The 10037-nt window shown below is 66.1% G+C and carries 11 protein-coding genes; 4 read left to right on the forward strand and 7 right to left on the reverse strand.

Going from position 1 to position 10037, the window contains the following annotated elements; all coding sequences use genetic code 11:
* Window positions 1-299: 299 nt before the first annotated feature.
* The 3 genes from IB256_RS25165 to IB256_RS25175 all read right to left on the reverse strand — a co-directional run bounded on the left by IB256_RS25165 (window position 300) and on the right by IB256_RS25175 (window position 2364).
* Window positions 300-1409, reverse strand: coding sequence for an alkene reductase (locus IB256_RS25165; RefSeq protein ID WP_192404526.1), 1110 nt, complete (start codon window positions 1407-1409; stop codon window positions 300-302).
* A 200-nt stretch (window positions 1410-1609) separates the two neighbouring features.
* On the reverse strand, window positions 1610-1921 hold the full coding sequence (locus IB256_RS25170) for a DUF2388 domain-containing protein (protein ID WP_192404528.1): 312 nt from the start codon (window positions 1919-1921) through the stop codon (window positions 1610-1612).
* The gene (locus tag IB256_RS25175; protein WP_192295668.1) at window positions 1915-2364 is read right to left on the reverse strand and encodes a GNAT family N-acetyltransferase; all 450 of its coding nucleotides are present in this window, start codon (window positions 2362-2364) and stop codon (window positions 1915-1917) included. Before IB256_RS25175 ends, IB256_RS25170 begins: the two co-directional genes overlap by 7 nt.
* 354 nt (window positions 2365-2718) lie before the next feature.
* On the opposite strand from IB256_RS25175, the gene IB256_RS25180 reads away from it, so the two are divergent.
* Entirely contained in the window at window positions 2719-3036 is a 318-nt protein-coding gene (locus IB256_RS25180; protein WP_192210945.1) for a DUF883 family protein, read from the forward strand.
* A gap of 45 nt (window positions 3037-3081) precedes the next feature.
* Here IB256_RS25180 and IB256_RS25185 read toward each other — a convergent pair whose 3' ends face one another.
* Entirely contained in the window at window positions 3082-3309 is a 228-nt protein-coding gene (locus IB256_RS25185) for a hypothetical protein (RefSeq protein WP_081520531.1), read from the reverse strand.
* 412 nt (window positions 3310-3721) lie between these two features.
* Here IB256_RS25185 and IB256_RS25190 point away from each other — a divergent pair, with 412 nt between their 5' ends.
* Window positions 3722-4099 (forward strand): DUF3509 domain-containing protein, encoded by a 378-nt coding sequence (locus IB256_RS25190; RefSeq protein ID WP_192295667.1) that lies wholly within the window; start codon window positions 3722-3724, stop codon window positions 4097-4099.
* A 2-nt stretch (window positions 4100-4101) separates the two neighbouring features.
* The gene (locus IB256_RS25195; protein WP_167523197.1) at window positions 4102-4254 is read left to right on the forward strand and encodes a hypothetical protein; all 153 of its coding nucleotides are present in this window, start codon (window positions 4102-4104) and stop codon (window positions 4252-4254) included.
* 171 nt (window positions 4255-4425) lie between these two features.
* Here IB256_RS25195 and IB256_RS25200 read toward each other — a convergent pair whose 3' ends face one another.
* From IB256_RS25200 to IB256_RS25210, 3 genes are read right to left on the reverse strand one after another with little or no spacing between them, the layout of a single operon-like run.
* Window positions 4426-6036, reverse strand: coding sequence for an arylsulfatase (locus IB256_RS25200; protein WP_192404530.1), 1611 nt, complete (start codon window positions 6034-6036; stop codon window positions 4426-4428).
* 48 nt (window positions 6037-6084) lie between these two features.
* Window positions 6085-6912, reverse strand: coding sequence for an ABC transporter ATP-binding protein (locus tag IB256_RS25205; RefSeq protein WP_192295665.1), 828 nt, complete (start codon window positions 6910-6912; stop codon window positions 6085-6087).
* On the reverse strand, window positions 6909-8510 hold the full coding sequence (locus IB256_RS25210; RefSeq protein ID WP_225601951.1) for an ABC transporter permease: 1602 nt from the start codon (window positions 8508-8510) through the stop codon (window positions 6909-6911). Before IB256_RS25210 ends, IB256_RS25205 begins: the two co-directional genes overlap by 4 nt.
* A gap of 257 nt (window positions 8511-8767) precedes the next feature.
* On the opposite strand from IB256_RS25210, the gene IB256_RS25215 reads away from it, so the two are divergent.
* Window positions 8768-9829 (forward strand): ABC transporter substrate-binding protein, encoded by a 1062-nt coding sequence (locus tag IB256_RS25215; protein WP_192404532.1) that lies wholly within the window; start codon window positions 8768-8770, stop codon window positions 9827-9829.
* The last annotated feature ends 208 nt before the right edge of the window (window positions 9830-10037 follow it).

The raw sequence follows: 10037 nt of genomic DNA on the forward strand, positions 1-10037 counted from the left end.
TCGAGCGGCGCGGTGACGTCCCTGATACTAAGCGTATGACGACTGTGATCGAAGAAGCGGTGGGCGGCATCGATGAGCATGGCGGGCGTCCGTTCCGGGGAGAACGTCGATCCCACCAGTTAGGCTGTGCCCTTGTCAGTCAGCCCCGTCCGTAAAGTCCGTGTGAACTTGCGCCAAACCACCGACTACCATGCAGGTCAGGTGGATGTACTCGCTGGTGCCGCATCTAGCGATGCAGCACCAGCGAGTGTCTGTGAGGACACATCCTCGGACTCCTGTCTTTAAGGCAGCAATGCAGTTCAGGCACTCAAGCGCGGGTAATCGGTGAGGCCGTGGGCGCCGCCGCCGAACAGGGTTTCGCGCTGGTGCGTGTTGAGCGGTGTGCCCAGGCGCAGGCGTTCGGGCAGGTCCGGGTTGGCAACGAAGGGCCGACCGAAGGCGATCAGGTCCGCCCAGCCTTCATTCAGCGCGGCGGTCGCGCGCTCGGCGGTGTATTTGCCGGCATAGATCAGCGCGCCGGGGAACACTTCGCGCAGGCGGCGCTTGAACTCCAGCGGCATGTGCGGGGCATCGTCCCAGTCGGCTTCGGCGATGTGGATGTAGCCCACGCCGATCTCGCCCAGCAGGCGAGCGGCGGCCAGGTAGGTGGTTTCCGGGTCGGCATCGGAACAGCCGTTCAGGGTGGTCAGCGGGGCCAGGCGGATACCGACGCGGCTCTTGTCGCCGGTGCCTTCCACCAGCGCCTGGGCCACTTCAGCGAGGAAGCGCAGGCGGTTCTCCAGCGAGCCGCCGTACTGGTCGGTGCGGTCGTTGGCGTTGGAGTCGATGAACTGGTTGACCAGGTAGCCGTTGGCGGCGTGCAACTCGACACCGTCGAAACCGGCGGCCATGGCGTTGCGCGCGGCCTGGCGGTACTCGTCAACGATGACCTGGATTTCCTCCACCTTCAGCGCGCGGGGCTTCGAGGCCTGGACGAAACCGGGAGTGCCGTCGCTCTCGGCGACGAACACATTGACGCCCTCAGCCTGCATCGCCGAGGAAGACACCGGCGACTGACCGTCGAGCAGGCTGATGTGACTGAGCCGGCCGACGTGCCAGAGCTGGGCGAAGATGCGCCCGCCGGCGGCATGCACCGCCTGGGTGACCTTGCGCCAGCCGGCGACCTGGGCCGGGGTGTGGATGCCCGGAGTCCAGGCGTAGCCCTTGCCCAGCGGAGAAATCCAGGTGCCCTCGCTGACGATCAGGCCGGCGCCGGCGCGCTGGGCGTAGTACTCGGCCATCAGCTCGTTGGGCACATCGCCCGGCTGGCTGGCGCGGGAGCGGGTCATCGGCGGCATGACGATGCGGTTGGGCAGTTCGAGCCCACCCAGGGAATAGGACTGGAACAGCGGGGATGCGTTAGTGGTCATGGCGGGACTCCTTCAGCGGCAAGAGGCGCGATCGGGAAGTCCGTGGGAGCCTTGGTGCAGCGCCGCGAACCACTCGATCGTTCGAATGGAAAGCAGTCTGCGGGCTTTGCCGACGGGGATTAAGACGCCGTTTCGGCAAAATCAATTGATTCCGGCTCACGAATGCAAGCCGAATTGCCTATCTGGAAGCGGAGAATCCTTCAGCCCTGGCTGGCAATGGCCTGGGCTACCTGCTGGTCACTCAAGGGCGATTGCGGGTGCTCGCTGCGGTACAGGCGCAAGGCTTGTTCGAGCTGGGCACCATGAATCTGCCCGGCCGAAGCGACGTACGCCAGTGCATCGTCGCGAGCCTGCTGATAGGCACGTGGCGCCTGGCTGCTGGACTCGCTGACAGCGGCCGTGCCCAGACTGGTGCCGACGGTGAAGTGATCCGCGGAGTTGCCCTTGCCATCCATGGCAGCGGCGGGGCCGGCAATGGCGAGCAGCAGAACGGCAGCGGTTTTCTTCAGCATCCGCAGACCGCCGGACGCGCGCTCCAGCCCATGCGCATCTCGGGATGTCCGGTGTGTTCGTCCTTGCGTTCCTCCAGCACCTCGAAACCGTGCCGCTGGTAGAACGCCACGGCGCCGGCATTCGCCGAATAGACCGCCAGCTCCAGCATCGGCAGGTGAATCTTGGCGTCGCTCAGCAGGTGCGAACCCAGCCCTTGGCCCTGGCACTCGGGGGCAACGAACAGGGCGGCCAGTGCGCCGTCGTGCAGGCTGTAGAAGCCAATCACGCAGCCGTCGCTCTCGACGACGCGCGACGCGGCAGCAGGCAGGTAGACGTCGCGCATGTCCTGCAGGCGCTGCTGCCAGAAATCGGTATCGATGAAATTGTGGGCCTGCTGCGAAGCGCGCAGCCAGATATCCAGCACCCGGTCCATGTCGTCATCGCGAAAGTCACGGATCTGCATCGGAGTCGTCTCCCGGTCTTTTTAAGTGCTCATGGCGTGGCGGGCGGCATCCTCGCACAAGCGATCACCCCTGCGCTCCCCCGCGCACTGCCACCAATCGTCGCACCTGCGCAGCCTCCAACAATGGCAAAAAAGAGCCGGCGAGCGACCCTTGCACTCAAGCACGCCCGAGGCGAACCGTCAGGTTCCGCTCATCCGAATCAGTGAACGACCGGCGGTCTCGGGGCTCTCTCGAATGGGTCTGGCAAATCCGCTAATGCGCGCGGCAGCGCGTGCCGACGCCCGTGGCGGATAGAAGCCCGAGGGCGCAACCGACCCGCGAATTCCAACCCGAAGCAATCAAGGAGACAGTCAATGGGCAGCTATCGATGGTTCCCCTCTACCCGCAACAGTGGCGTGCAGGAGTTGCAATCCCTGGTGAACGACCTGGAATCCCTGCTGGCCAGCAGTCGGGACCTGACGGCAGAACAACTGCCGGCGTTCAAGACGAGGCTGCGGGACCTGGTGGATGACAGCCGCGAAACCAGCGAGCACCTGATTCAGCGCAGCCGCCGGGCCATTCGCGCGGGCGGCGAGTATGCCGGTGAACACCCCTGGCAGACCGTTGCAGTGCTGGCCACGGCCGCGGGCCTGCTGGCGGCGGCCTGTGCCCTGAGCCGTCATCAGCACTGACGCACAGAAGGTGAGCGGCAGCAGCGTTGCCGCTCACCGCGCGCGCTAGTCGATGAAGCTGTCGATCAGCTCCAGGCCAAGACTGCGCACCCGCCCTGCGCTGCTCAGTTCGTCACCGTGGATACCGACCACGGTGGTACAGGGCATGTCAGCCAGCTGGCTGCTGAGTCGGATTGAATAGCGACCACCCTCCTCCCGGTAGCAGGAGAAATTGAACAGCGGATAGGCTTCGTGGAGCACCGCTTCCACGTCCAGGCGTCGGAACTGCGTCATGGCCACCTCCTCTCCCTGGCTCAACCCTGCCCGCTCGGCTGCCGGAGGGAAATACTGGCGATTGGCCCTGGTGCCGGGACTCGCCGGCATCAGCAAGCGGATCGCCCGCACTGGCAGGCGCCGCTGATATCAAGGCTACCCCGGGGTTGTGCGAGTTTCGGACGGAAGGCCTGCCAGGGGGCAACCATGGCGACCAGAAAGGCGGCAAAGCTACTGGCCGTGCATTATCCAGCCTCTTGCCGGTGCAACCTTGCATCCTGCAAGTGACCAAAGGCCAGCATCTCCTCACGATCTCCAGCAATAACAGCCTGTTAAGCGGCTGAAACAGTCTTTCCCGGCCTGGCACGGCTGATGCGAGGTTTCAGGCTCAAGCCAACGCTCTGGCTTCTGTCAACCACCGGGAGGGATCGACATGTCCAGTTGCCGCGACACTGCCATCGAGCACCTGAGCCACCTGTTCAGCGACTACCGGCCACAGTTCACCACCAGGCCAGACGGCACACTGCTGATCAGCCTACGCAATACCGCGGGCAAGCGCCTGATCTCCCGTGTCATCCAGCACGAGGAGCAGACCAGCGCCGTGTTGCTGAACAACCTCGTGGAACGCATCCGGCGAGACCTGATGACCGTCGAAGGTCCGCTGGAGGAGGACAACGTCGACTGGTTTCTCAAGCGCATCGAACTGCAGACCTTCGTTCCGGTGAATCCGACCCACCGGCCGCGCAAGGTGGTGGTGGCGGGCGCACGGTTGCGCGCCCTGGCCGGCAAGCAGACCCGGCAAGCGAGGTGAGCATGAAAACACCCGTGGATACCCCTGACCCCGATCCCAGAGTGACCCGCGAAGAGTCGCTGGAAGAACTGGTGGACATCGAGCCCGAGGACAGCCGGCAGGAGCCCCATCTGTCCGCCGCCCACCAGGACGGCCTCAAGGACGGGCCCACATAAGCCGATAAGACAGAAGGCCAGCGCAGCCAAACCAATGGGAAGTGCATTCCGGTGGCCGCCGTCAGTCCGAGCAGTCGGGCGGCCACCGGTTCTCCCCCCCGCGCGGGACTGTCCTTCCTTCCCGCACGGGCACGCATGAGCGAGGGAGCAGACAGGCTCCGGCGCTGGCGATCAGCGCGCCAGGAACGGTGGCGGCGCGTCGATCACGCCGGTCTCGTTGACGTATTGCTTGTAGTGCTCGATGAGCGCTGCCAGCTTCGCCGGCTCGCTCTTGGCCAGGTCCCTCGTCTCGCCGGGATCGCTGGCCAGATCGTAGAGCTGCCAGGTGGCCGGGCCGACCGGCGCGGGCAGGTACACCGCCTTCCAGTCACCCTGGCGGATGGCGCGCATGCCGAACAGTTCCCAGCCGGTAACGGTCTTCTCGTCGTGGGCCTGCTCGGTCTCGCCGGACAGCCAGCCCAGCCACGACTTGCCACGCACCTCGGCCACTTCGCGGCCATGCCACTGCTTGCCCGGATGGCGCACGCCGGCCAGGTCGAGAATGGTCGGGGTGATGTCCATCACCGTGGAGAAGCCGTGGCTGATCTCACCCTGGCGCTGCAACGCCGGGTAACGCACCAGCGCCGGCACGCGGATGCCGCCCTGGGTAGTGAAGGCCTTGTACAGCCGCGATGGCGCGGTGGCCGCCTGGGCCCAGCGCGGGCCGTACCAGATGTAGGAGTTGGCGCGGCCGATGTTCTCCAGGCTGTTGTCGTAGTGCTGGTCGAGGAAGCTCAGCAGATCAGGGCCGAAGCGCGGGAAGGCTTCCAGCAGCGCACCCTCGGCGCCGTTGTCGGACATGAACAGGACGAAGGTGTTGTCCAGCTCACCCTGCTGGCGCAGGTACTCGACGACACGCCCGACGTTCCAGTCCAGGCGCTCGACCATCGCCGCGTAGACCTCCATGGCCCGCGCCGATTTCGCCTTTTCCTCGTCGGTGAGGCGCCCCCATTCCTTGCTGATTGCCAAAACCGGATGCGCCTTCACGTCGGCTTCGATCAGGCCCAGCTGCTTGAGCCGCTCCAGCCGTTCCAGGCGCAGTGCCTCGGGGCCGGCGTCGTAGCGGCCCTGGTACTTGTCGACCACCTCCCTGGGCGCCTGCAACGGCCAGTGCGGCGCGGAGAACGGCAGGTAGGCGAAGAACGGACGGCTCTGGTCGCGCTCCTTGAGGTAGTCGATCAGCTTGTCGCCGAAGGCGTCGGAGGAATAGAAGTCCGCCGGCAGTTCCTCGATGAACTGGTCGTCCTCTACGTACAGCGCTGGCGTGCCCTTGAGGATGCGCGGCGTGGTTTCATCGTAGGGCGGCTCGAAACCATAGTGGTTGGCGGCACCCGGCAGCAGCGAGAACGAGCGCTCGAAGCCGCGCGCGTGGGGCGCCTGCTCCAGTTTCAGGCCCAGGTGCCATTTGCCGGCCATCAACGTCTGGTAGCCGGCCTCGCGCAGCAGCTCCGGCAGCGCCACCACGCGGTCGTTCAGGTAGCCCTCGTAGCCGGGCTTGCCTTCCAGCTCCGGGGTCAGCGCCTCGGCCATGGTGCCGATGCCGGCGATGTGGTGGTCGGTGCCGGTAAGCAGCATCGAGCGCGTCGGCGAACAGGTCGGCGCGGTGTGGAAGTCGGTCAGGCGCAGACCGTCGAGGGCCAGGGCGTCGAGGTGCGGCGTGGCGATCTCGCCACCGAAGGCGCCGAGGTCGGAGAAGCCGAGGTCGTCGGCGACGATGACGAGGAAGTTGGGGCGTTTGCTCATGGTCGGACTCGTTAGGTTGGGTGAGCCTGCAAGGGCGGGTTCTCTGGATCAGCAGGCAATGAACTCGAACGGCAGGTCTTGCACCCGCTTGAGCTGCGGCGCGACGTAGTCGCCCTCGCCAGTCAGCTCGTGCAGCAGCGCCTCGCGCTGGCGCAGGAAGTCGTAGCCACCGCGCTCGCGCGGATGCACCAGCGGCACCTGGACGATGCGCTTGATGCGCCCGGGGCGCGGCGCCATGACCACCACGCGGTCGGCGAGGAACAGCGCCTCTTCGACATCGTGGGTCACCAGCACTGTGGTAATGCGTTCGCGCTGGCGGATGCGCAGCAGCTCCTCCTGCAACTGCTGGCGGGTCAGCGCATCGAGCGCGCCGAACGGCTCGTCCAGCAGCAGGATGCGCGGGCTGGCCACCAGGCCGCGGGCGATCGCCACGCGCTGCGCCATGCCGCCGGACAGCTGATGCGGGTAGGCGCGGGCGAAGGCCGTCAGGCCGACCAGTTGCAGATAATCGGCGACCCTGGCGGCCTTGCCGGTCTCGCTCAGCGGTTCGTTGACCAGACCGAGGGCGACGTTCTGCTCCACGCTCAGCCAGGGGAACAGGCGGTGCTCCTGGAACACGATGCCGCGCTCGCCGCCAATACCGTCGATGAGCGTGCCGTCGATACGGATCTCGCCCTGGAACTCGCGGTCCAGTCCCACCAGGAGCCGCAGCAGCGTGGACTTGCCGCAACCGCTGGCGCCGACGATGGCGATGAATTCACCGTCGGCGATCTCCAGGTCGAAACGCTCGATGGCCTGAAGTTCGCGGCCGTCCACGGGGAAACTCTTGGCGACCTGGCGAAAGCTCACCAGCGCCTGGGATGCGAAAGCGTTCATGCGTGTCTCCAGCGCGTCACCCGCGCTTCGATGCGCTGGCCGAGGGCGGCCAGCAAGGCTCCGGTGAGTCCGACCAGCAACATGCCGGCGCCGACCAGGTCCATGCGGAAGAGTTGTTGCGCGCCGATCATCAGGCTGCCGATGCCGCCGTCCGAAGGCATGAAGTACTCGGCACCAATGGTCCCGAGCCAGGCATAGATCAGCGCCAGACGCACCCCGGCGAACACCGAGGGCGCGGCCCCTGGCAGTACCAGCCGCCGCAACCGTTGCCAGGGCGAGAGGCGCAGCGCGATGGCCGCTTCGCTCAGTTGCGCCGGCAGGCTGGCGATGCCGCGCTGGGTGGCCAGCAACAGCGGGAAGAATGCGGCCAGGCCGACGAACACCACCTTGGCCAGCTCGCCCAAACCAAACCAGGCGGTGAGCAGTGGCACCCAGGCAAAGATCGCCACTTGCCGCAGCGCAGCGAAGGACGGGCCTAGCACCCGCTCCGCCGGGCGCCACAGGCCCAGTCCCAGGCCGAGCAGGAAACCCAGCGAGCCGCCCAGCAGCAGGCCGGCGAGCGTGCGTTGCAGGCTGGCCAGCAACGCGGCGGTCAGGCTGCTATCCAGCAATCCCTGCCACAGCGCGACGGCTACCGACGCGGGGCTGGCGAGAATCGCCGGATCGACCCACTGCAGTGCGCTCGCCGCCTGCCAGATCGCCAGCAGCGCCAACGGCAGCAGCCAGGGTTGTAGGCGTTCCCAGCCCTGCCCCGCCGTACTTCTCCGGAACTCTCCTGCGGCCTGTTGCGGCCAGTGAACCAGACGCCGGTCCAGCGCCTGGATGCCACGGTCCATGGCCGCGCCCACCAGGCCGATGACCAGGATGCAGACGAACACGATGTCGAGCATGAACAGCTGGCGCGCCTGCACCATCAGGTAGCCGACGCCTTCGCTGGAAGCCAGCAGTTCCACGGCCAGCAACGAGGTCCAGCCCTGCGCCAGCGCCAGGCGCACGCCGGTGAGGAAAGCCGGCAGCGCCGCCGGCAGGATCAGCCGCCACAGCAACAATCGGCGCGGCAGGCGCAGCACGGCTGCGGCCTCGCGCAGACGCGGCTGGGCATCACGCACGCCGACCAGGGTGTGCAGCGTCACCGGCACGATGATCGCCTTGACCAGCACCACCAGCTTGAGCAGCTCGCCGATACCGAAGAACAGCATGAACAACGGAATCCAGGCCAGGGTCGGAACCTGCGCCAGGGCACTGAAGGTGGGCAGCACCAGACGCTCGGCGCGGCGGCTGAAGCCGAGCCAGGCGCCCAGTGCCAGCCCGCTGAGGATGCCGGCCAGCAGGCCCCGGAGCAGACGTTTCAGGCTGATGCCCAGTTGCTCCCAGAGCTCGCCGGCGAGCAGCTCGCGGCCGGCCTGCAGCACCAGTTCGGGCGTGGGCAGGATCTGCGCGGACATCCAGTGACGGTGGCTGGCGGTCCACCAGAGCACGGCAATGGCCAGCGGCACCAGCCACGGCAGGATGGGGTCAAGCCCGCTCCAACCGACGGTGGAAGGCCTCAGGCGGGGGCTGGGAAAAGCAAGGCGATAGGGCTTCGTAATATTCTTCATTGGAATATAAATAGTTATATCAATTCATTTATGAGCTAACACAAGCCATTTAAGGGAAGGTCCCGGTGCTCATCCAATGCATTCGCCGAATATTTTTTATGCCCGCCGGGCATCTACCCGCGAAGCCTTGTCATCCCTCGCTTAGCTCGAACAGTTTCTAAAAAATGAATTTTTATTATTTTGTTGATGAACAGCCCCATGCCTTTAGTGCGCTCGCCGGAGCCACACGCGCTCCCCCACTGCAGGAGGCAGGCGCCATGAAGGCCCTCACCACTCAATTGCTGTCCCTCTTCGCTGCGCCGGTGCTGGCCGGCCTCCTCGGCGTCTACCCGCTGGCCACTCAGGCCGCCGACCCGGTGAAGGAAATCCGCATCGCCGTGCCCGACGTCAGCGCCGGCCAGAACCACTCCGGCGGCGGCGTGGTGGACATCCTCTACACCCGCCAGTTACTGGAGAAGGAATTCGCCAAGGACGGCATCCAGGTCAAATGGAGCTTCTTCAAGGGCGCCGGCCCGGTGGTCAACGAGGCCTTCGCCAACGGCCAGGTGGACTTCGCCTACCTGGGAGACCTTGCGGCGATCATCGGCAAGTCCAGCGGCCTGGACAGCCGCGTACTGGCCGCCACCGCGCGCGGCGTGAACCATTACCTGGGCGTGCAGCCGGGCTCAGGGATCAAGGCCCTGGCCGACCTCAAGGGCAAGCGCGTGGGCATCTTCCGCGGCACTGCCAGCCAGCTGTCGTTCGACAACGCCCTGGCCAGCGCCGGCCTTACCGAGAAGGACCTGAAGGTGATCAACCTCGACTTCAGCGCAGCGCTTGCGGCGTTGGCGGCCAGGCAGATCGACGCCACCTGGGGCCTGGCCGGCCTGTTCGCCCTGCGCGACAAGGGCCTGGCGGAAATCCCGCTGAACACCCGCGACCTCGGCGGCGCCGGCACCCTGCAGGCGCTGCTGGTGGGCAACGGCGAATTCGTCGACGCCCACCCGGACATCACCGAGCGGCTGCTCAAGGTGCAGCTGCAGGCCGTGCAATGGGCCAGTGCGGAGGCCAACCGCGATGCCTATATCGAACTGGTGTCGAAGCAGGCCAGCTATCCGGCGGTGATCTTCAAGAGCGAATACCAGGACCGGCCGCTGGTGGAAGTACTGTCGCCGAAGCTGGACGCCGATTTCCTCGGCCGCCTCGATGCGTCCATCACGGCCGCGAAGAGCTACGGCCTGATCCGCCGCGACTTCAAGGCCGCCGACTGGGCCAACCCCGCTCCACTGGAGGCAGCGAGCCGGCAGGTGGCTGGGCAGCCGGTGGCGGCGATCCAGTAGTCCGTAGCAACGGCGCCTACCGGCGCCGTTCGCGGGCATGGCCCGCTCCTACAGGAAAACGTCGGTGTTGGGCGGTTCGCGAGCAAGCTTGCTCCTACAACCGCTCTTCGCTCTCTGAAGACTTCCAGCGACATGTCCGAGCACGCCGAACGCCCCGTTCAGGAGGCCTCGTTGAAGCGGAGTTTCAGGGGTTGAGCGACATGGATGT

The sequence above is a fragment of the Pseudomonas sp. PDM17 genome, assembly GCF_014851985.1.
GTDB lineage: Bacteria > Pseudomonadota > Gammaproteobacteria > Pseudomonadales > Pseudomonadaceae > Pseudomonas.